25 protein-coding genes are annotated in these 19,290 nt (G+C 56.0%); 11 read left to right on the top strand and 14 right to left on the bottom strand.

Annotated features, from left to right (window positions below; genetic code table 11):
• Positions 1–27: 27 nt before the first annotated feature.
• From ACYZT0_RS06580 to ACYZT0_RS06525, 12 genes are all read right to left on the bottom strand, one after another.
• Positions 28–372, bottom strand: a complete 345-nt coding sequence (locus tag ACYZT0_RS06580; RefSeq protein WP_462045126.1) for a head decoration protein — start codon at positions 370–372, stop codon at positions 28–30.
• The gene (locus tag ACYZT0_RS06575; RefSeq protein ID WP_462045125.1) at positions 369–1,511 is read right to left on the bottom strand and encodes a head maturation protease, ClpP-related; all 1,143 of its coding nucleotides are present in this window, start codon (positions 1,509–1,511) and stop codon (positions 369–371) included. The genes ACYZT0_RS06580 and ACYZT0_RS06575 overlap by 4 nt, the downstream gene beginning before the upstream one ends.
• Positions 1,508–2,989 (bottom strand): phage portal protein, encoded by a 1,482-nt coding sequence (locus tag ACYZT0_RS06570; protein WP_462045124.1) that lies wholly within the window; start codon positions 2,987–2,989, stop codon positions 1,508–1,510. Before ACYZT0_RS06570 ends, ACYZT0_RS06575 begins: the two co-directional genes overlap by 4 nt.
• Positions 2,989–3,195 (bottom strand): phage head-tail joining protein, encoded by a 207-nt coding sequence (locus tag ACYZT0_RS06565; RefSeq protein ID WP_462045123.1) that lies wholly within the window; start codon positions 3,193–3,195, stop codon positions 2,989–2,991. Before ACYZT0_RS06565 ends, ACYZT0_RS06570 begins: the two co-directional genes overlap by 1 nt.
• Before the next feature lies 1 nt (position 3,196).
• Complete coding sequence (locus ACYZT0_RS06560) at positions 3,197–5,212, bottom strand: phage terminase large subunit family protein (protein ID WP_462045122.1); 2,016 nt, start codon at positions 5,210–5,212, stop codon at positions 3,197–3,199.
• A gap of 4 nt (positions 5,213–5,216) precedes the next feature.
• Positions 5,217–5,819: a terminase small subunit gene (locus ACYZT0_RS06555; RefSeq protein WP_462045121.1), complete on the bottom strand. Its 603-nt coding sequence runs from the start codon at positions 5,817–5,819 to the stop codon at positions 5,217–5,219.
• A 167-nt stretch (positions 5,820–5,986) separates the two neighbouring features.
• Complete coding sequence (locus tag ACYZT0_RS06550; RefSeq protein ID WP_462045120.1) at positions 5,987–6,331, bottom strand: phage holin family protein; 345 nt, start codon at positions 6,329–6,331, stop codon at positions 5,987–5,989.
• Between the two features lie 526 nt (positions 6,332–6,857).
• Positions 6,858–7,223, bottom strand: a complete 366-nt coding sequence (locus ACYZT0_RS06545; protein WP_462045119.1) for a PA0613 family protein — start codon at positions 7,221–7,223, stop codon at positions 6,858–6,860.
• Positions 7,216–9,432, bottom strand: a complete 2,217-nt coding sequence (locus tag ACYZT0_RS06540) for a VapE domain-containing protein (RefSeq protein ID WP_462045118.1) — start codon at positions 9,430–9,432, stop codon at positions 7,216–7,218. Before ACYZT0_RS06540 ends, ACYZT0_RS06545 begins: the two co-directional genes overlap by 8 nt.
• On the bottom strand, positions 9,422–9,649 hold the full coding sequence (locus ACYZT0_RS06535) for a TraR/DksA family transcriptional regulator (RefSeq protein ID WP_462045117.1): 228 nt from the start codon (positions 9,647–9,649) through the stop codon (positions 9,422–9,424). The genes ACYZT0_RS06540 and ACYZT0_RS06535 overlap by 11 nt, the downstream gene beginning before the upstream one ends.
• A complete protein-coding gene (locus tag ACYZT0_RS06530; protein ID WP_462045116.1) occupies positions 9,642–10,160 on the bottom strand; it encodes a phage regulatory CII family protein in 519 nt (172 codons plus the stop codon). Before ACYZT0_RS06530 ends, ACYZT0_RS06535 begins: the two co-directional genes overlap by 8 nt.
• A 335-nt stretch (positions 10,161–10,495) precedes the next feature.
• A complete protein-coding gene (locus ACYZT0_RS06525; protein WP_442114647.1) occupies positions 10,496–10,756 on the bottom strand; it encodes a hypothetical protein in 261 nt (86 codons plus the stop codon).
• A gap of 79 nt (positions 10,757–10,835) precedes the next feature.
• On the opposite strand from ACYZT0_RS06525, the gene ACYZT0_RS06520 reads away from it, so the two are divergent.
• From ACYZT0_RS06520 to ACYZT0_RS06470, 11 genes are all read left to right on the top strand, one after another.
• Entirely contained in the window at positions 10,836–11,567 is a 732-nt protein-coding gene (locus ACYZT0_RS06520; protein ID WP_462046511.1) for a LexA family protein, read from the top strand.
• Between the two features lie 23 nt (positions 11,568–11,590).
• A complete protein-coding gene (locus ACYZT0_RS06515) occupies positions 11,591–13,135 on the top strand; it encodes an AAA family ATPase (RefSeq protein ID WP_462045115.1) in 1,545 nt (514 codons plus the stop codon).
• The gene (locus ACYZT0_RS06510; RefSeq protein WP_462045114.1) at positions 13,110–13,781 is read left to right on the top strand and encodes an HNH endonuclease domain-containing protein; all 672 of its coding nucleotides are present in this window, start codon (positions 13,110–13,112) and stop codon (positions 13,779–13,781) included. Before ACYZT0_RS06515 ends, ACYZT0_RS06510 begins: the two co-directional genes overlap by 26 nt.
• A 282-nt stretch (positions 13,782–14,063) precedes the next feature.
• Positions 14,064–14,654 (top strand): hypothetical protein, encoded by a 591-nt coding sequence (locus ACYZT0_RS06505; protein WP_462045113.1) that lies wholly within the window; start codon positions 14,064–14,066, stop codon positions 14,652–14,654.
• A 10-nt stretch (positions 14,655–14,664) separates the two neighbouring features.
• A complete protein-coding gene (locus tag ACYZT0_RS06500; RefSeq protein WP_462045112.1) occupies positions 14,665–14,949 on the top strand; it encodes a phage antirepressor KilAC domain-containing protein in 285 nt (94 codons plus the stop codon).
• A 158-nt stretch (positions 14,950–15,107) separates the two neighbouring features.
• Positions 15,108–15,422 (top strand): pyocin activator PrtN family protein, encoded by a 315-nt coding sequence (locus ACYZT0_RS06495; RefSeq protein ID WP_462045111.1) that lies wholly within the window; start codon positions 15,108–15,110, stop codon positions 15,420–15,422.
• A gap of 57 nt (positions 15,423–15,479) precedes the next feature.
• Entirely contained in the window at positions 15,480–15,899 is a 420-nt protein-coding gene (locus tag ACYZT0_RS06490) for a hypothetical protein (RefSeq protein WP_462045110.1), read from the top strand.
• A complete protein-coding gene (locus ACYZT0_RS06485; RefSeq protein WP_462045109.1) occupies positions 15,896–16,117 on the top strand; it encodes a hypothetical protein in 222 nt (73 codons plus the stop codon). Before ACYZT0_RS06490 ends, ACYZT0_RS06485 begins: the two co-directional genes overlap by 4 nt.
• 89 nt (positions 16,118–16,206) lie before the next feature.
• Complete coding sequence (locus tag ACYZT0_RS06480) at positions 16,207–16,464, top strand: hypothetical protein (RefSeq protein ID WP_462046510.1); 258 nt, start codon at positions 16,207–16,209, stop codon at positions 16,462–16,464.
• Complete coding sequence (locus ACYZT0_RS06475) at positions 16,404–17,216, top strand: DNA cytosine methyltransferase (RefSeq protein ID WP_462045108.1); 813 nt, start codon at positions 16,404–16,406, stop codon at positions 17,214–17,216. The genes ACYZT0_RS06480 and ACYZT0_RS06475 overlap by 61 nt, the downstream gene beginning before the upstream one ends.
• A gap of 12 nt (positions 17,217–17,228) precedes the next feature.
• On the top strand, positions 17,229–17,501 hold the full coding sequence (locus tag ACYZT0_RS06470) for a pyocin activator PrtN family protein (RefSeq protein WP_462045107.1): 273 nt from the start codon (positions 17,229–17,231) through the stop codon (positions 17,499–17,501).
• On the opposite strand, the gene ACYZT0_RS06465 is transcribed toward ACYZT0_RS06470, so the two are convergent.
• Positions 17,498–18,103 carry a hypothetical protein gene (locus ACYZT0_RS06465; RefSeq protein ID WP_462045106.1) on the bottom strand — a complete coding sequence of 202 codons (606 nt, stop codon included), beginning with the start codon at positions 18,101–18,103 and terminating at the stop codon, positions 17,498–17,500. The genes ACYZT0_RS06470 and ACYZT0_RS06465 overlap by 4 nt on opposite strands.
• Before the next feature lie 41 nt (positions 18,104–18,144).
• Complete coding sequence (locus ACYZT0_RS06460) at positions 18,145–19,236, bottom strand: tyrosine-type recombinase/integrase (protein WP_462045105.1); 1,092 nt, start codon at positions 19,234–19,236, stop codon at positions 18,145–18,147.
• Positions 19,237–19,290 lie beyond the last annotated feature (54 nt).

Genomic DNA, 19,290 nt, shown 5'->3' with positions numbered 1-19,290 from the left:
CGGGGTGCATAAAATTGGCTGATCGGGTTATCGAACGATCAGGAAATGGGCGGCCAAGTCTTTTTCGGCGTCGGCGTCGAGCCCTGTCAGGTGTGCTTCGCTGACTTCAGCCAGCCGCACGACGGCGCGTCCACGGCGCACCACATCCGACTCACCCAGCGGACCGAAGAGAATCGCTACCGCTGTCTGGCTGCCATCTTCGGCAGCCGGAGCGTACGGCGCGAATTCGCTGGTAGCCGTTACCAGGCCGAGGATCTGGCCCGGGTACAGCGCCGGGCCGGCTGCGACGTTGATGGACTCACGCGAAATGTTCCCCGCCCCTTCGGACAGCAGAAATTCCCCGGCGTGAATCGGTTCTTTTTTGATGGTCATGGTCTTGCTCCTTTCGCGCCGTGCGCAGTTCCTGTGTGAGCGGCTTGTCGAGCGGCCCAGATCGAGGTGGGATCGGGTTGTTTGGCCAGCACCTTGGGCGCCGGATCATTGTCCAGCGGCAGGCTGTTGTCGATTTCGAAGCCTTTGCCGCTACCAACAATCTTGTCGAACAGGCGCGCCCGGACCGCCGCTGCATCCAATCCAGCCGCGACGTACTCGGCACTGAACTCCGGCAAGCGCGCCGCCACGCAAAGATCGTTCACCGCTTTGGCGCGGGTCAGACCAGCCTGGACGATCTCTTCGCTTTCGAGCTTGGTCGAGCTGAGTAACGGCGCGACCAGGTTGCTGATCCCCGCCTCCGCGCAACGCTGGGTGATCATCAGGGCCAGCTTGGTCGAGTCGACTATGGGCGGATCGGTGGGCTCTAACTCCGGGTCCAACTCTGGCGGCTCGTCGAGCTGGGCCAGCAGTTCGGCCGGTGCGTGCTGGAAACGCTGCAGCACACCACCCTGGCCGAGGCAGGCTTTGACCTTGAGCCCGTCGCCCACCTCATCGGCCAAGCCCAGGGCCACCGCTTCATTGGCAGTGAGCCAGGTTTCAGCGGCAACCAGCCGTCGCAACTCGACCTCATCGATGTCCGGCGCCTTCGCCTTGTAAGCCGCGATGATCGCTTCCATGGTCTGGTCGAGAACATCGGCCACCTGGCGGAAGTCATCGGCATCCCCGGCCGCATAAGTCCATGGGTTGTGAATCATCAACATGGCATTTGCCGCGATGACGACCTTGTGTGCGCCGCAGACCGCGACGCTGGCCGCACTGGCGGCCAATGCATCAATGCGCCCGGTGCAGCGCTCACCCAAACGCGACAGTGCGTTGTGCATGGCCAGCCCGTCGAATAGGTCGCCACCGATACTGTTGAAGGCGGCGATCACCGGCGATACGCCGTCATCCATGGCGCGCAGATCCTGAACGAACTGATTGGCGGTGATCCCCCAGGCGCCGATCTCGCCGTAGACGAAGACTTCGATCACTCGCTCGACAGCCTCCCCGCTGGCGTGCACGGCGTACCAGGTTTTGTCCTGCACCTGCACCTGCTTGCCTGCGCGGTTGTAAATGCGCGGTCGCGCTTTCTTGCTCATGGTTGCTCCTTGTCGTCGACGGGGACGAAAGCTTCGAGAGTGGTGTAATTGAGGCCAAGGTTCGTGGCTCGCAGAAGATCGGCAGCGTTTTCTGCATCGACGGTTTCCGCGTCGTAACCGGTGCGTAGGACCATCTCACTGCGTGAGGCAAAGCCTGCCTGCACTTCCATGCGACGCGCCTGAACGTCTTGCACCGGCTGGATGTAGGCCCAGCCTTGCGGCACCCAACGAGTGCGCAGGTATTCACGTCGACGCTGGGCATAGTCCTTCAGTGCTAGGACGCCGGACAGCACCGCCATGTCCATCCAGGCCGCGCGGACCGGACGGCAAAGTTGGTGCACATAAACGCTGAATTGCAGTTGCTCCAACCTACGGCGGAACTCGTTGAGCACCACGCGCAACGCCCGGTCGTTGACCTCACGCATGTCGCCGGTGAGGATCTCGTACGGTGTGCCGGTACCGGCAGCGGCAGCCATCAGCTGCTGCCGCATGAAGTCCGGATAGTTGTTGCCCGCATCCGGCGGCTTCGAGAATTCGACCTCTTCACCTGGACCAAGCTCCTGCATGGTACCGGGTTCCAGCGCGACCATCGGCGTGAAGCCGTCGCGATCCAGATTCAACAGCTGGCCGGTGACCGGATCTCTGGGTTGTGGACCGGAATCCGGGGCCGGCCGACTGATGAAGCCGGCAAACAGGTTGGCTACCTCCTGCCGGAACAGCACCGCGTCGTCGTAGTTGTCGAGACTGCGCAGGCGCTTGAGCACCGGCGACAATCGCGGCACGCCACGCAGCTGGCCCGGCTCGACCGGTTCGAAGATGTGCAGCACCTGGGCGGCCGGTACTCGCACCAACTGGTTGTAACCGGCGTTCAGCGACGAGGCATCGCGCGGATGCGACAGGTACATCCAATACGCCACCCGTTTGCCGCCCGGGGTGAATTCGATGCCGGCGCGGATGATGTTGCCGGTTTTGGTCGTTTCGAATTTGTCGTGCGGCACGAACTCCGGTGCCAGTATCTGCAGCTGTAATGGCACCCCGAGACCTTCGTCCAGGCCGCGCGGTCGCAACCGGATGAAACACTCGCCAGAGGTTTCGACCGTGCGAGCAGCGAGCGCTTGCTGCCCATAGAAGTCGGTACGCTCATCGGCGTCCGACTCATCGACCCAATCATCCCAGAGTTCCTGCAGCAGTTTGCGCAGTGCTTCGTCGTCGGTTTTCGGTCTCGGCGTGATGCCGGTACCGATCAAATTACTGACGCGTTTGTCGATCACGTTGAAGGCATACGGGTCATTACGAACCGCTGCCCGGGAACGCGACCGTAAGTTGCGCAGTGCCGGGGTGTTGATGCTGTTGATCCCGTTGTCGGGAGCATCCCAGCCAGTGGAGCGGCGGCCCTCTCCGGCGCCTTCGTAACTGGCCTTGATGTTCGACGGCAGCACGAACCCGTTACGCGTGAGCGTCGGAAAATGGCGGGCCATTAGACTCCCTTGCCTCCGTGGTACAGCCGAACCACGCGAGAGCGCGGCCCGGCAGCGCTCATCAGCGAGGTGCGGATTTCTTCGCGAGCCTTGAGCAGCTCGTCGACGGTGCGGTACTCCACGGTGCGGTCGTTGTAGCGCACGGTTTTCTCACCGCGAGCAATGGCCGCCTCAACCGCGTCGAGGTGCTTCTGAGTAAATGACATATCAGCGTCTCTTCAGGTAACCGCTGCTGGAGCTGCGGCGTTGAGGTGGCGGTGCTGCGGGTCGCGATTGCACGACCGGAGCAGTGGGTTGCGAAGTCGGTTGCGGTGCAGCAGCTGGTGTTGCTGGTGCGGTGACGCGTTCGCCTTGAACGGGCTTGATGCCCAAGGCGTCGTCGAACAGACCCGACTGCGCCAGGGACTGACGCACTCGCTCCCAGTCGTGTTCCTTGTAACGGTTGAGGCCCAGGTAATGCGCCATTGCCAGGCAATACACCATCAGGTCGAGCGCTTCGTTGCGCTCGGCCTTGCCCTTGACCCATTCGATACGCTTGTGGCCGCGTATGTAGCGAGCGACTTTGCGTTCTGCGACACACTGGTCGAAGAAGTCGTCCGGCAGGTCATTGGCAAAGTGCAGCGCACCCGGTCCGGTCTCGAACGGGTAGCGGTTGTAGATCCAGTCTTTGGCCGTGTCGGTACCGACGAACCACAGCTCGGCACCGTTGCGTTCGGTCTGACCTTTCCAGGTTACGTCGACCATCGACGGCCGCTGAGCAATCACCGGCTTCCCCGGCTTGCTCGCGCCCTTGATGGCGAACACGTTTCGCCAGCGACGAACGCGGCAGAACTGGTAAACCTCATCGGTGTGGTGACCACCGGAGTCGACAGCTACCGCGAGAATGCCAAGGCCCACACCGCACGGATGGCGATATTTCGCTTTGAGCAACTCGTCCAATGCGGCCCAGGTGCGTTCGTCTGCAGGATCACCCGAGACCACCTGGTAGTCGACGACCCAGCGCTCCATGCCGACGCCCCAACCCATCGCCATGAACTCCAGGCGATTGGCCTGGACGTCGACGGCGCCAGTGATCATCAGTACCGCCGCTGGCAGCGAGCCGAGGGTGAAGTCTTCCAGCCGCGCCCGTTGTCTCAGTACATCGGCTTTGGTTTGCTCTTGTGCGCTATCCCAGACCTTCGCCAGACGAGTGTTGTAGAACACCTGCATCGGTTCGAGATCGCCTTTGGCTTGAGCCTTTTTGGCTTTCTCGAATTGCTTGGCCAGTGATTTCCAGTCCATCCAACCCAGTGGCGAATACAGCGCATTGAGGTGAAAGCCGATCGTCTCACCATCGCCCTCGGCATGGGCTCGCCACTCACCTTTGGCAAGCATCTCGCCCTTGTGGTACTCCTCGATCAGGACGTCACAGCCAGGACCGGCGCACTGGTAATGCACGACGCTAAAGTCGTTCGAGTAGTGCAGTCGTTCCCACTCCAGGGTTTGCATGTGCCCGCAGGTTGGGCATGGCACGTAGTAGTGACGCTGGTCGCTGCCGTCGAACAAGTCGGAGATCCGCGAGGCGCCCTTGATCGTCGGCGAGCTGGAGAAGTAGAACTTGGCGTTGCGGCCGAAGGTACTGCCCCGGGTTTCTGCTAGCTCGATCGGGTCGCCCTCCTCGCCGATGTCCACCTCCCAGCGGTCGATCTCGTCGCCGTAAACGTAGCGCGCCGACAGCTCAGACAGGTTGGCCGCCGAGCCGGCGGTGGTGACGTACAACGTACCGCCCTCGAACTCCTTGGTGTCCATGGTGTTGCGCGAATCCCGCGAGCGGTTGGCCGCCACACGCTCGCGCAGCACGGGGGTCGCTTTGATCGTTTTGCCGATCCGCGACGACACCCGTTTGGCCAGGCCGAGGCTTGGCAGCAACGCCAGGATGTTCGACGGCGCCATGTGCATCAGACCACCGATCCAGTTCAAACCGATCTGGGTTTTCATCAGCTGCGACGCGACCATGGTGATCACGCGCTTACAAGGGTGAGCCGGCGACAGACAACGCATGGGCTCGCGGGCATACGGCGTACGCGACGTGCGGTACTGGCCTGGCTCAGCGGCGCCGGTGTCACGCGGAATCCGCATGTACTCGTCGGCCCACTGATCGATCCAGACGTCCGGGTCAGGCCGTAGCCCACGGAAATACGCCTCGCGGTACACCTCTGCACCGTCAGGAATTTCCGTGGGCATGGGCTTAACTCGTGGTCAGTGCATGTTCAAGGTCCGCTGAAGACATGCGTTCGGCGTCTTCCAGCGAGCGACGGATTGCCGCTGTGAGGTGCTTTTCAATTTCCCAAGGGTCCGTCATCGACGCCAGTTCGGGAGCGAGTTGCGGAGGCATTCCGAGCAGTTGGTCGCGCAGCATGCGGCCGGCGTTGTAGGCGCCGGTTTTAACCGCTGACAGGACGACCAGCGAGCCCTTCGCCTTGTGCAACTCGATCTCTGCGAGCTGAGCAAGGTTGTGTTCGCGCAGTGCCCGGGCCTTTTGGAAGTCGGGCAGTTGCCCCGCAGGGATGATCGCGGGCGGCGGCGCAGCCGTTGAAGTCGGCTCGACATGACTGGATAACTGGCTGTACACGTCACGCTGAAGCCGGTCTTGGTGGTGACGGTCAGCGACTGCGGCCTTACTAGGGTCAGCAGTGTCGCGAATCAACGCTTCGCTGGCCATGACATCGACCTGCTTTCCGTTAGCGGTCAGCACCAAGCGGTTGTTGTTTTTCAACCAGGTGATGTAACTGGGTGCCCTGCCGATCCGAGCCGCGAAGGCGCTCTTTGACAGGTACATTGGTTCTGTCATAAGCCCTCCTTTTCAACGGCTTTTAAATGCAAACCTTTCAATTTCAATGGGTTGAATTTCAGTAAGCTGGAGACCCTGCCGCTAACAACTTCCCGCGGGTTTCCGACCCCGTACCCGCGGGATAACCCCAGGGTCCCCGGCGGTTTTTGGCGCCCCAAACCGGGCCATCACCCCTGCTCACCACCTGCGGGTGGTACTTCGCAGACGCCCAGCCGCTTGGCGGCCCAGCGTTCGTAAAGTCCGATGGCGACATCGGCACCGGCCATCGCCGTCAGGCAACCCAATGCGCCCGCCGTCCAGATCGACATGCTGGCGGCGATCATCAGCATCATCGCCGACACGCCGCAGACAATGCAGGCACCAGATCGCAGTGCCAGGCGCCGCAATAATGCCCAGCCCCGCGCCCCGTCCTTGTCGGCTCGCCACATCTCACCGGACACACCGCCGACCAGAGCCAGGACGATCACTAACCAGATCGGCATCTCTGCCAGTGCTTGTTGCTCGTTCGTCATCGCCCTACTCCATAAACGCAAAAACCCGGCGCAATGGCCGGGTTTGGTGTGTGGTGCCTGCCGCTCTCTGCGGTCGCACCTATCGAAGATGGATACTTTTTACAGGTGGATTCCGGTGGCAGCAAGCGAGTTTTAATGCCATGGAGCAATACGGGTGCAACGTGGGTGTGACAAAGGTACAACGCAGGTACAACGCATTCAATCGGCTATCGCTTCTGGTGCCCCGTCCTAGCTGTCCCACCATGCAGAGTTGAAGTAGGACAGCTACAGGCGCCTAAATTCGGGGCTCTGCCCTACTGTCCTACCTTATTTAACTTTCTCTTGTGTATAGAGAGAAAACTAAAAGCACGCATGCGCGCCATGGGCGCGACTACGTGCTCGCTATACTTACGTGTGCATGGGGCGGGCAAAGGTTGGACAGTAGGACAGCCCAGCAACGGCGCGGCCTGCACTTGTCCGACTGCTCCAAATGGCAGTCGGACAAGGCTGGACAGTAGGACTGGAATACGCGGAGTGATGGCAGGGGTCACGCAGCTTTCCCCATCAACATGCCAGCAATGTGTAGGTGCGCTTCGTGCAGACGCTGGTAGTAGGTATCGCGGCTGCAACCGCAGTGGGTGTACTTCTGCGACAGGAAGCTTTCGTGGTTGCAGTAATGCTCCCACACCACCACCGACAGCTGCGCCGGCAGATGCTTGTTCACGATCAGTTCGATATCCGCCGATTCATCCAACAGCACCCGACTGCCGCGCGTACCGCGTATCAACTCTCCTTTGCACTCCATCAACATGGCGATCATGTTGCCGCCAGACGATCCGCCGTAGGATTCAGTCATCGGCGAATGCAGATCCTGCGCCCAGAGCTTGAGCATCTCATCAATCCGTTTAATCAAAGCACGGCTCCTCTACCAGGGTCGGCTGCAATACAGACACACGCCCCCAAGTCGCAGGTTTCTGATAGGCCCACTGCCGGATACCACTCTTTGCCAAAGCCGGCATACGCTTCTTTCGCCAGCCCAGTCGGTGCATTATCGCGCCGACCCGCATCTGCTCCGGCTTGCCCCAATGGCCAACGTCCAACTTGAGCGCCTGGGTCAGGATTTCGTTGCCGGTAGCGGTTTCGCCGATCTGCGACTCCTCCAGCCAGGTCAGGATCGGCCCTTCCCACTCGTCGACAACGAAGCGCTCATCCTGTGCTTCAGCGAACATCCAGGACTCGTCCTTCGTCACCCACCAGATATCGCCAGCCTCAAAGCAGAACACCGCCTCTGCCCACAGCTGGTCGCGCATCTCACGCAACTGTTCCAAGTCAACCTTGTTGCAGAACACCGGCCAATAACGCCGGTTGCCCGTGGCGTCCTTGAGGTATTCCTCTTGGTTGGTGGTACCGACGAACACACACTGGCGTGGCACGTCGTTCGTTCTGCGGCCGTAACTCTCACGGTAAGTGTCGGTCGACGCAGAGAAGAACTGCTTGGCTTTGGTGCTTTCGGCCTTGTTGAAGCTATCCAGCTCCCCCAGTTCGACGATCCATTTGCCGCGAATCGCCTGAAAACTGTCCTTGTCGCCTAGAGCAAAAGGCGTGTCCATAAACCACTCGCCACCGAGAATGCCCATGGCGGTGGATTTACCTTCACCCTGTCCACCTTCGAGGATCATCACCGAGTCAGCCTTGCAGCCAGGGCGCATCACCCGAGCCACCGCCGAGATCGGCCAGCGTTTACCAACTTTGGCCGAGTACTCATTGGCCTGAACACCCAGTACATCGGTTAACCAGGATTCCAGCCGAGGTATGCGATCCCATTCGAGCTTTTCCAGGTATTCACGCACCGGGTGAAAAGCATGATCATGGGCGACCACACTCACCGCCTCGATCACATGGGACGCTTTGACCCGCAGGTTGTATTGCTGCGCGAGCCACTTCATCACCCGCATGTCATCAATGTCAGCCCAGTCGCCAGCACCGCCACCAAAAGGTGCGGACCGCAGCTTGACAATTTTGGAGCTGAACACGCTGTAACCGATGACACCGGCCCAGCGTTCGTCGTTACCCAGGATCAGCTCGACGTTCTGCATGTGTGCGATCAGAGAGCCGTTTTCAGTGCGGGCCAATTGATCCTTCCAACCGCCCGCTGCTGGAGGTTTGACCACTGCCAATACCTGGCGACGGACAGCCTCCAAGCCTTCAGCAAGGTGCAAGTCGTTGAAGTCGGTCCACTTGATTTCGCGGTCACCCGAAAAGACCGGCGCGACTACCTGGCCGCCGACGATCAACGCCGCGTTGTTGGCCTTTTCCTCACCCGGGTTCCATGGCTCGCTATTCGGACGCTTGGTTTTCCAGTCATCGTCCCGGCAGAGGATCAGCGGGCAGCCAGGAAATCGCTCGCGCATGGCCTTGGAGACTGGCAGCAAGTTGCCCGCATCAAAGGCAATGGCAACAGTGAGCGAAGTCGCCATGTGCAGGCTAGCGCCCGTGGCGTAACCCTCACACACCAATACCGGCTCACCGGGCTCAGGGTGCGGGCCAATCAGGTGAAAGGCACCTTCTTTCGACATGCCGTAAGGCCAGTAGGCTTTGTCGCGGCCAGTGTCTTCTTGCTTTGCCGGGAAAATCACCTGCAAGCCAACGATCTGATCCCGTACGTTACACATAGGAATCAAAAAAGCGCCGGTACGTGGCGCATAGCGAACCTTGAAACCAACAATCTGCTTTCGATCCAGGTAGGCACTCTTGCCCTTTTCCGGCATGCGTTTGAACAGGCCGGCTGCACGGCTGGCCGCTCGCCTTGCCGCGTTGGCTGCGATCTCTGCGGCCTTACGCTTGGCTTCTTCTTGACGGGCACGCATGACTTCGCGTTCTTCCGGACTCATGCGCCCAGCTTTCACCTTGATCTTTTGCGATTCGCCCGAACGCCAGTCACCGAAGCTGCCGAAGATCAGCGTTTCATTTTTCTCGGTGCGATGCTCGTGGACAACGTACCAACCGTTCTTTTCCTTGCCCTTGTCCTGAGTGGTTTTGCAGCGGGTCAACTTGCCAAAAATCAGCGGCTGCTCAGGCTCAAGCCCATAGTCTGCGAATTGCCCCAAAACCTCATCGAGCATGGCGGGCCTCCCGAGATTCGTCGATCGACCGGCAGATCACACACAGAGTGCAACCCGGTAGTGCGAGTCGACGTGCTTCAGGGATAGGATCGTCGCAATCCTCGCAAAATAGGAAAGAATGCGCCGCCGAAGCGGGCTTGGCGGCATTACGCGCAGCAAGCGCCTGATCAAGTCGTTCCTGCACCAGGTCATTAGCAAAATCTGCAATGTCAGCCACGTTCACCCCCCCGCGTCGTCTGGTTGACGTAAGTGGCGCGGTTGAACATCCCCAGCAAACCTTGAATACCGCGAAATACCTGCAGGCGAATCGCGGCCAGTTCTTGGTCCGTAACCACGCCGTCGCCAATACTCTTAGCCCAGGTATCCGCCAAATCAGCGACCTGCCGAAAATATTCAGCGATGCCGGTGGTCAACGTTTCAGGCATGTCGTTGGTGTACGCCTCGGCCAACTCCTGCCAGGTCGTATCCCCTACCAACGCGTGTACGGCATCCAGAATGCGGCGGTCCTTGGTCAGCTCCAGGATCTCGCCAAACTCCTGAATATTCACCGTGTGGCTGGGGTGGGTCGGCGACAGCTTGTGCTGCAGCGTGGTGGCGTTTCTGCCGGTGGTGGCGGCAATTGCAGCTGCGCCGCCGGGATAGTCCCGAGCAGCATGGTAAAGCGCGAGATCGAGCGGCAGAATTTCCCGCTGCGCTCGTTCGACAGAACTAAGAGCGATTCGGCTCATGGCATTAATCCTTAAGGTTGCCAGTGCCGCGCGACATGCAGTGGTGATACATTTGCCGCGTGGCTTGAAAGGGCCCAAACGCCGGCTAGATCTTCAGGATCGACACCGGCACCGTGCCGAGGCAAACGATCCGTCGTTTACCTCTGGCGCAACAGCTGCCAAATCTGTGGTGGAAAAGGCAGCAACACCAAGGCATCCGTGCCTTGGAAAACGCGGTAAAGGTCGACGGATCGCATGTGGTGTGCTCGCCTATCTTTATCGCGACCCGACAGCGCTGTGGTGGTGCGTGCCGGGAGGAACTGGGCGACCTTTGGGTCGCCTTTTTTCTGACTATGCTAAGCAGCAGCTTTCTGTGGCGCAGATGCATTCAGCAACCAGGCGGACTCAAACGAGTTGCCCTTCTGCTTCGCAGCCGATGCCAAAAGAACTGCGTATTTGGTTTCACCGGTATAGTCGGTTCGCGGCAGGCTGGCAGCCAGGCGCCACTTGTTCAACGCCTGATAACTCCTATCGCACACCTTCGCGGCCGCTCCGATACCACCTACTGCTTCAAAAGCGAACGCGATGGCGTTCGGAAAATCAGCGGGGTCCAGCATGGCAACCTCCAATTATCAACCCGCGGTTGATATTAAACATCAACTGACTATTGCGCAAGCTCCATGGCACTCTCAACCCATGGTTGATAAAAATGCACTACGCGCAGCTTTCAGCTCGCGCCTACACGAAGCCCTCGACGATGCCGGCGTACGCAGCCGGGGTCGAGGTGTGGATATACACCGCAAGTTAAAGACCTTGGGAGTTGATAAGACGACTCAGGCCGTCAGCAAGTGGCTGAACGGTGAGGCCATAGCCGAAGCAGATAGCATGGTCGTACTGTGCTCTTGGCTGAAAGTTCGCCGAGAGTGGTTGGAATACGGCGTACTACCTAAAGAGCAGACCGGTGAAAGCAACGTGTGTCAACTGGCTGTCGGTGATGAGAGCAACGTCAGAGAGATCAATCAACGCTTTGGCAAGGTTCCGTTGATTTCTTGGGTTCAAGCTGGATCCTGGTGTGAGGCGATTTCAAATTTTGAGTCATGTGATGCTGACTCTTGGTTATCTTGCCCTGTTCCGATCAGTAACCAAGGCTACGCTCTGAAGGTATTGGGCGATTCGATGACGAATCCGGGCCCAGGCCGTAGCTATCCAACTGGTTGTATTATCTTTGTTGATCCCGAAGCAGAGACTAAGACTGGAGACAGAGTGATCGCTAGGGTACCTCGTACTAATGAGGCTACGTTCAAGATTTTGGCAGAGGATGCAGGACGGCAGTTTTTACGACCAATAAATCCGCAATACCCAATCATAGACATTACTGAAGAAACGCATATTTGCGGCAAGGTTGTTGGCTCCTTTATTCCAGAGTAAAGTCTGAGGGAATACTTTCAGCAATGAAAAAACACTTATATTCATTCAAAGACATACCGCTAATAATTCCCGAAAAATATGATCATTTTAAAAATAGCTATACCATATTGGTTGGAAATAACGGCGTAGGTAAAAGTCGATTACTTAATGCACTCTCAAGATCCTTAATCCAGAAAACGCCTCACCACAACCCCGGCAATCCGTCACGCTTCACCAACATATTAAACCTACACTCTATTGCTGCAATACAGCCAATCCCTTCACCCAGTACTAATTTATTTCAAAATTATTACAGCATTGCAAACTACGCCACAGACAATGAAAATAACAGCCCTAAAGTAATCACGGTATCCACAAGCCCATTTGATGCATTCAAACTAGAAAGTATCACTAGCGACAGAAAAGGCGGACACGACTCTAACTATCGATATATTGGCATGAGGGGAGCCAACTCAAATTCATCCGCATCAATATCACTAATAAACTCCGCCTCTAGCGGGCTATTAGAAAAACTTCGATTCAACAACACCTTTGAACGCCTTAACAAAGTCTTCAATGTGCTTCAGTTTGATCCTACGCTAGAATTCACGTTTAAACCCATGTATCAAAAAATCCACGGAGATACATATGGTGATACACAGAACTTGACATACGGTGAACGATTAAATTTATTCCAACCTGACCAAGCGCACCGATTCCTACATACATTCTCACTTAAACGCATGGAGAATATTGAATCCCGCCTAGGTATAAAAGTTGATTCCCGAATATATTCAGGCTTAACAGACCTTCCTGAAAGTGCTCTATCCAGCATAAGAGATTCATTATCGATCATTTCTGAGTTCTTTTCAGATGGAAAGCATTTCAGACTAAAAGCTTCGTATGAAAACCAATGGACCTATAGCTTTAACGGCCAAAATTCAAATAACGAAAAAATACTGAACGCTGTACATTTATTACTGAAGTACGACTTATTGAAACTGATGGATTTGAAGCTATCAAAACCTTCAAACCCCGAAATATCGCTACGCAGAGCAAGCTCGGGCGAGCAATGCATGCTAGTTATTATGCTAGGTATAGCTGGTCATATTACTGATCATTCGAGCATCTTCATTGATGAGCCGGAAATCAGTTTACACCCTCAATGGCAAGAAAAGTTCATGAGCCTTTTGATAGAGGTATTCTCACCCTACGCAGGCTGTAATTTTTATATTGCGACCCACTCGCCTCAGATAATTTCAAAACTTAGTGAAGAAAATTGTTTTATAACGTCATTAACAAAAAAAGAAATATTTCACGCTTCTGACTACAGAGAACGATCTGCTGACTTCCAACTTGCAGAAATCTTCGATACACCAGGAGCAATGAATGAATATTTAATACGACTAGCATTCGGATTGATATCAAGAATAAAATCAACAAAAAAAGTCAGCAGTACCGATCTTGAAGAAATATACAAACTTCAAACATTTGTGGAAAAATTAGAGCCTAACGATCCATTGCTCGAGCTAATTAAAACAGTTTGTGGAATGTCCGAATATTATGCCGTTGATAACCAATCCTTATAGTTGCAGCAAGCACCAATCACTGATCATTCGGAATAAATTATTAGAGTCAAATTTCAATCATAAAGATTGGAACAGTGATGATCTTGAAAACATTCGCTCAGATATCAGGCAGCATTATCGAAACGAACAGAATGGACTTTGCGCATACTGCAAAAACATTATTTCCTTCAGGTCTGCGAGCAATGCACACATAGAACACATCGCACCAAAATCGATATATCTTGATTTTATATTCGAGACAAAAAACCTATGCGTCGTTTGCGCAGACTGCAACGAAATAAAAAGAAATCAAGAAGTATTGAGCGCAATCCCTGACACAATAAAGCCCCCATCAGGGGGAATAGCAAGAAAAATTTACCCGAGAAGTTCCGGCGCGTTCTTAATTATCCACCCTCACTTTGACGATTGGGATGATCACTTAATTAAATTTGGGCACCAATATACAGACAAATCCGAAAAAGGTGCCTTTACAATTCTTGCGTGCAAACTTAATAGATATTTTCACCAAGTTTTCAATATGGATGATTCATTTGTTAATGACGAGATCCTAGTTGAAAAAATGAAAGCATACATAGAATCAGGATCTTCTCTTCAACGTACCAAAATACTCGAAGACCTAAAAAAAGACTTGAGCAAATCCCTGTGAAGGATTTGGAGCGAGTGCCGCAACAAAAATATCAACCGCTGGTTGTTGACCTATCGAAACCAATGGTTGATATTTGTCTCACTCTTCCACCACAGAGCGAGGCAATACCATGCACACCACAGCTACTCTGCACATCCACCCGGCCGCAACTGACCCCTTCCGCATTTTCGAAATTCGCCGCCTAGCCCGCTTATGTGGCTGCACATTTGTCACCACCAAACCGAAGCAGAAAGATCGCACCGCTCCTAGCCCATTCGACCCAAATGGCGGAGGGCATGCAGCGTGATCAAGTACAAAATCGACAACCGTACTCTGCTGTTGCTCAACGCTCAGGTCAACCTGACAGAAACCTTCAACCACGTCCTCCGGACAGCGCCAAAGCGTGAGTGCCTTGCATTCCGCCTTAAGGTTGAACGAGGTACAGCTGAAAGCACTTTCGTCGTAGAGCTAGCCAGCGAACGCCACACGCTGACACTGCAGAACGACAAAAAAACGCACCTCAAACTGGCCGACTTCATCGAAGAGGTCGCCAATGGTCAATTCGATGCAAGCTACACCAACGATCTGGCGCACCGACCACACGCCGGCCGCGAATACGGCCGCTTTGTAGTCTCGGACAAGCAACGCGTGTTCGAACTGGTACGCACTGGCGGCGTACTTAGCCTCGACATGGGGTTTGACTACCCTCTACTCGTCGCTCTACATCGCACTCAATCTCGCTCGGGCGTCACCACCATTTTGAGCATCGGCAACAAAAGTCCGCACACCCGCTGCTTCACCGTTTACGGCAGCGATGTCGATATCTACGGCAAAGTCACCGAGTCCATCAATCACCTTGCTGCAGCGGCAACCCCTGCCGCGCACGCGGTATGAGGGCGACGCCATGGAACGCACTCTCGCCCAAGCCGCCAAACACCTGGGTATCACCCGCCCCAAGCTGATCAGTCTCATGCAAGAAAAGGCACTGCTGAACGCGCAAAACCTTCCCGCTTATCCGAACCGGGATCGCGATTACCTGGGAGTCAAAAATGGCAACTGGTACCACGAAAAGCTTGGCATGCAATACAGCCAGTCAACCCGGGTGAAGCAAGCCGGTATCCATTGGCTCGCTGATGAACTGGGGCTGAACCTGCCAGCAATCCCGGCAGATCACCGTGACGTGGCCTAGGGAGTACGCCCGCCAGATCATCGCCATGAGTACCCGCGAGGAGCGCAACGCTGCGCTCCTCGAAGTACCAGAGCATCTGCGGGAGTTGACCAGGCGCCACTGTTTGAACGCGTGGAATCACCCATCAAGACTTAAGCGCAAGGAGGCCGAGCACCACCATGAGTAACGTAAACCAAACACCGCTACGACTACTTCCCGCACCGGATAGCTCCACCGTCGAGATGCTGCACCAGATCTTTGGCGATGTGCTTATCCCCCTTGAGGAGCTGCGCGAGCGGTACTTCAAAAATCTCAACGAGAAGACGTTTTCGGAGGCGATCAACAGCGGGCGGATTCAGCTCCCGGTGACCACCATCGACGGAAGCGTGAAGGCTCTGCGGTATGCCCATATCAGGCACGTTGCCGCCCTGATCGACATCCGAGCCTACAAGGCCGACGAGGACATGCCACGCCCTCAAAACGAATCCAGCTAGAACCACCCACTGAATGGCTGCCACCACCAGCCAACTTCACTTCAAGGAGCACACCACATGACTGCAATTCAGATTTGCGCACTGATCGTTCTAATCGTACTTGTAGGCCTCACCTACTGGGCTGGCTATCGCGGCGGCCTGATCGATGGTCGCCTCGAGGGAATCGACGAAGGCAAAGACATTCAACAGTCTGACAACTCGGAGGCAATCCAAAACCTGAAGCTCTCACTTGACCAGGCCCGTGATCACCACAAGCAATTGTTCACCCACTACGAGCGTGCGTTAGCCGCCTCGAAATTGGGAGAACCAGCACGCCTAACCCTGCAGGAAATTGCGGAAAAACTGCGAATCGCGGCCGAGACATTCAGCGCATTCCGCACAGGTAAAAAACTCGAACGCGACACCCTTGCACTACGCGAGCAAGCAATCGCCATAGCCGCTCTCCTAGAGCCAGAAGTACAGGAGAACGCGGCATGAATCACCTTCCCCCAACGTTGCGCCTCACACCCCAGGCAGCCGGCAAGCTGCAGCAGCAATGCGCCAGGGTGATAACCGAACTACGGGAGCTAACGCGTATACGCAAAGAGTTCGATCGCCAACTCGCCGTGCTAATCGGCAATGACGCCCTACGCAAACTCCACAAAGACACCAAGAACGCGCTGCTACTGGTGGACCTGATCAAGGAGGCAGCATGAGTCCAAATTCCCGCCACCATCGCAGCGCGGCTCACGCTTTACCAGCGCCTGATGGACCAACTCACTATCGAGCACCGGAGGAAAGCGGCATGAAGATGGGCCTGAATACCAACCAAACATCAACCGCTTTGCTCTGCAATGCTAATGGCGTCGACGCAAAAACAACAAAGAGTCTCTGCTGCGCAGCAGCAGGCATTATTGCCCCTCTCAGCGCCACTGCCGAGGTGCTTATACCCCACGAAAAGCTGCGCGAGGCAGTCGCGCCTGATGCAACGCTGATCGCTCAGTGTCGCCCGCCCGCGCAGCCTGTCATGGGGTATGCACACCTTTCTATGGAGTCCATGTGAATGAGCTGGCTCTTTTCGCAGGCGCTGGCGGCGGAATACTCGGCGGACACCTTCTCGGATGGCGCACCGTCTGCGCCGTTGAGCGTGATGCCTACGCCGCACAGCTTCTGGCGCAACGACAAACCGATGGACTGCTCCCGCCTTTCCCGATTTGGTCTGACGTGTGCAGTTTTGACGGACGCCCATGGCGAGGCCTTGTTGACGTGGTTTCGGGAGGATTCCCTTGCCAGGACATCTCGGCCGCAGGCAATGGTCAGGGTATTGCTGGAGCCCGCTCTGGACTGTGGCGGCAGATGGCACGAATTACCGATGAGGTACGACCGCACTACGTCGAATTGGAAAACTCACCGTTGCTTGTGGGAAGAGGACTTGCCGTGGTGCTCGGTGACCTTGCCGAAATGGGGTATGACGCACGATGGGGTGTTATCGGAGCGGCTGACGTCGGAGCGCCCCACCAGCGAGACCGGATCTGGCTCATCGCAGAAGACACCCGGCAAGCGGTGGCCTACCCCCGTGGCGAGCATGTCAAAGGGGTCCTCACCAGCAGCGCTGACTCGCCGATCGGGAGCCGACCGCTCCAACGATCGCTTGGATCACGCCGTGATGGCATTTCATGGTGGTCATCTGAACCCGGAATGGGCCGAGTGGCTGATGGGGTGGCCCATCGGGTGGACCGACTTAAGGCCATTGGCAACGGACAGGTTCCAGTCGTGGCTGCGAGCGCATTCGAATTACTCTCCGACAGACGATAACCGGGAGGTCGCATGAACACCCTTTTCCTGTTAATGGCCCAGTACAACGGGCAAGCGGTCATCCCCTTGGATCGCGTGTGTGCCGATTACATGAATTTAACCGTGGAGAAATTCAAGCAAAAGCGCTTGGCCGGCGAAATCGATATTCCAGTGGTGCGACTGGGCGCCAATAGTCAGAAGGCCGGGCTGGGCATCCACCTGAAAGACCTTTCCGACTACATCGATCGCCAGCGCGAGAAAGCCGCGAAGGAGCAAAACCAGCTCATGGGAAGAGAACGGGATTAAGTGGCTGGAGATTGTATAGAGATAACCTTATTGCAATGAAAACTGAAAGAATGCTGCTCGTTACGAGTAAGAAACCCACGGTACTTCTTTTCCAGCGAATGAGCCTGAGCAAGAGCAGCAATCTCGGAAAATTTGGCTACTGCGGTGTTGAACTTGTTTAGATCCGCTTGGCTCCCGCAATAAGGATTGGCGTTCAGATTGACACCCAAAGCGGAAAACTCGGACATGAGGACCTGAAGCTGTCTCTCGGCAGCTTTTTCCTCCTGTTCCGCACTGAGCGACTGCTGATCCAGCTTGAGCTGTTCAGATAAACGCTGATACTGAAGTTCACGGGCCTTCAGCGCCTTATCTCGCTCGGCGTAATTCGATTCAACTTGCGCCGCTATATACTCACGATTCTTCAACTCAAGTTCACGCTTGTTCTGAGCTTCGGCCGCCTCAGATTTACGGTGTTCGAACTGGGCTGTTTGTTGCTGCAGATCTTTATACTCGCTCCACAGCCATGCGCCCACTGTCCCTGCCGCACCTGCGAACGTCCCACCAACAATCAGAAAAACAGCAAGGTTATGCTTGACGAAGCTAAGGGTATTGCTGGAACTCATATTTCACTCACTCGATAGAAAAAAAACAGTAAGGCCACTGGCTAGGCCAATACCTGTTTCAACCATTTCCAACCAGCGTACTGATCCCCTCTCCCGCGCAAATGTGTGTATCGCCGAAGTGAGTTCCAATCCCGATGCCCGGAAACACTCGACACCCTGGGAATATCCCAATCCATCTCGAACAGCCGGCTCACCCCGTCATGCCGCAGGTCATGAAAATGCAGGTCCTCAATGTCCAAAAGCGGACAGGCACGCGTAAAGGACGCCGACACCGACTTGCCGTTGTAGGGAAAGATTTCATCGGCCGTTTTCGGCATAGCTTGAATAATGGCCCAAGCCTCATCGGGCAAATGGCACCACACATTATTGCCAATTTTCTGCCCCGGGTTCTTCATGTCGCGCACCAGGACAGCCTGACGGGTGCAGTCGAGATCATGCCAGCGGATCCGTGTGATTTCCTCCTGCCGACGCGTCGAGAAGATCGCAAAGGCGATGATCTTCGGCATGTCGATCTGGGCCTTGCGGCGCGTCTGCATCTCGAAGTAATGCACCATGAGCTTGTCCAGCTCTGCCAACGTCGGCCGACGGTTGCGCTCTTTGCTTTTGCTCACCATACCGAGCTTGCGCAATACCTTGCGCGCGTCGGGCATGGCCAGCGGATCGACTTCATAGCCCCACGCCGGCCGCGCCACGGATAGCACCGCACCCAGGTGCGACAGATCGTTACCGACCGTCTGCGCCTGGACACCACCGCCCTCCTTGCTCATTCGCCATTGCGCGAACTCCACCAGCTTCTGGCTGGTCAACGACGAGTCGTCGAGCTCGCCCAGCCAGGTGTCCTTGATCGCAGTAAGCGTCGCGCTTTTGGTTTTGCCCAGCGGGCGAATCTTTTCGTACTCGTCCAAGTACTGCTCGATCATCTTCTTGATCGTCACACCCTTGCGGTTCGCGCGCTCGATACCACCGGGCTCTGCCAGCTCCGTCTCACGACGCTTGATCCAGGCCTGAGCGACCTGCTTGCGGTCGAAGGTCTGGCTTTCCTGATAAACTGTCTTCCCGTCCCGATTGATCCGTATCTGCGCCGTATAGGCCGTCGAGTTGTCCTTGCGCTTGCGTGATGTGATCGTGCCCATTTCCAGTTACTACATTGCTGATCTCGCTTGCTACATTGTAGCAACCGACTTCGA

This window comes from Pseudomonas sp. ZS1P83 (genome assembly GCF_054897825.1).
This window is presented reverse-complemented; position numbering and strand designations above follow the sequence as displayed.

Bases quoted from the DNA above. Each gene is read 5' to 3' on its own strand.
- ACYZT0_RS06550 (WP_462045120.1), bottom strand. From the start codon at position 6,331: ATGACGAACGAGCAACAAGCACTGGCAGAGATGCCGATCTGGTTAGTG.
- ACYZT0_RS06580 (WP_462045126.1), bottom strand. From the start codon at position 372: ATGACCATCAAAAAAGAACCGATTCACGCCGGGGAATTTCTGCTGTCC.
- ACYZT0_RS06565 (WP_462045123.1), bottom strand. From the start codon at position 3,195: ATGTCATTTACTCAGAAGCACCTCGACGCGGTTGAGGCGGCCATTGCT.
- ACYZT0_RS06520 (WP_462046511.1), top strand. From the start codon at position 10,836: ATGGTTGATAAAAATGCACTACGCGCAGCTTTCAGCTCGCGCCTACAC.
- ACYZT0_RS06530 (WP_462045116.1), bottom strand. From the start codon at position 10,160: ATGAGCCGAATCGCTCTTAGTTCTGTCGAACGAGCGCAGCGGGAAATT.
- ACYZT0_RS06495 (WP_462045111.1), top strand. From the start codon at position 15,108: ATGAGTAACGTAAACCAAACACCGCTACGACTACTTCCCGCACCGGAT.
- ACYZT0_RS06560 (WP_462045122.1), bottom strand. From the start codon at position 5,212: ATGCCCACGGAAATTCCTGACGGTGCAGAGGTGTACCGCGAGGCGTAT.
- ACYZT0_RS06480 (WP_462046510.1), top strand. From the start codon at position 16,207: ATGAAGATGGGCCTGAATACCAACCAAACATCAACCGCTTTGCTCTGC.
- ACYZT0_RS06515 (WP_462045115.1), top strand. From the start codon at position 11,591: ATGAAAAAACACTTATATTCATTCAAAGACATACCGCTAATAATTCCC.
- ACYZT0_RS06460 (WP_462045105.1), bottom strand. From the start codon at position 19,236: ATGGGCACGATCACATCACGCAAGCGCAAGGACAACTCGACGGCCTAT.
- ACYZT0_RS06570 (WP_462045124.1), bottom strand. From the start codon at position 2,989: ATGGCCCGCCATTTTCCGACGCTCACGCGTAACGGGTTCGTGCTGCCG.
- ACYZT0_RS06510 (WP_462045114.1), top strand. From the start codon at position 13,110: ATGCCGTTGATAACCAATCCTTATAGTTGCAGCAAGCACCAATCACTG.
- ACYZT0_RS06470 (WP_462045107.1), top strand. From the start codon at position 17,229: ATGAACACCCTTTTCCTGTTAATGGCCCAGTACAACGGGCAAGCGGTC.
- ACYZT0_RS06465 (WP_462045106.1), bottom strand. From the start codon at position 18,103: ATGAGTTCCAGCAATACCCTTAGCTTCGTCAAGCATAACCTTGCTGTT.
- ACYZT0_RS06555 (WP_462045121.1), bottom strand. From the start codon at position 5,819: ATGACAGAACCAATGTACCTGTCAAAGAGCGCCTTCGCGGCTCGGATC.
- ACYZT0_RS06575 (WP_462045125.1), bottom strand. From the start codon at position 1,511: ATGAGCAAGAAAGCGCGACCGCGCATTTACAACCGCGCAGGCAAGCAG.
- ACYZT0_RS06540 (WP_462045118.1), bottom strand. From the start codon at position 9,432: ATGCTCGATGAGGTTTTGGGGCAATTCGCAGACTATGGGCTTGAGCCT.
- ACYZT0_RS06525 (WP_442114647.1), bottom strand. From the start codon at position 10,756: ATGCTGGACCCCGCTGATTTTCCGAACGCCATCGCGTTCGCTTTTGAA.
- ACYZT0_RS06500 (WP_462045112.1), top strand. From the start codon at position 14,665: ATGGAACGCACTCTCGCCCAAGCCGCCAAACACCTGGGTATCACCCGC.
- ACYZT0_RS06490 (WP_462045110.1), top strand. From the start codon at position 15,480: ATGACTGCAATTCAGATTTGCGCACTGATCGTTCTAATCGTACTTGTA.
- ACYZT0_RS06485 (WP_462045109.1), top strand. From the start codon at position 15,896: ATGAATCACCTTCCCCCAACGTTGCGCCTCACACCCCAGGCAGCCGGC.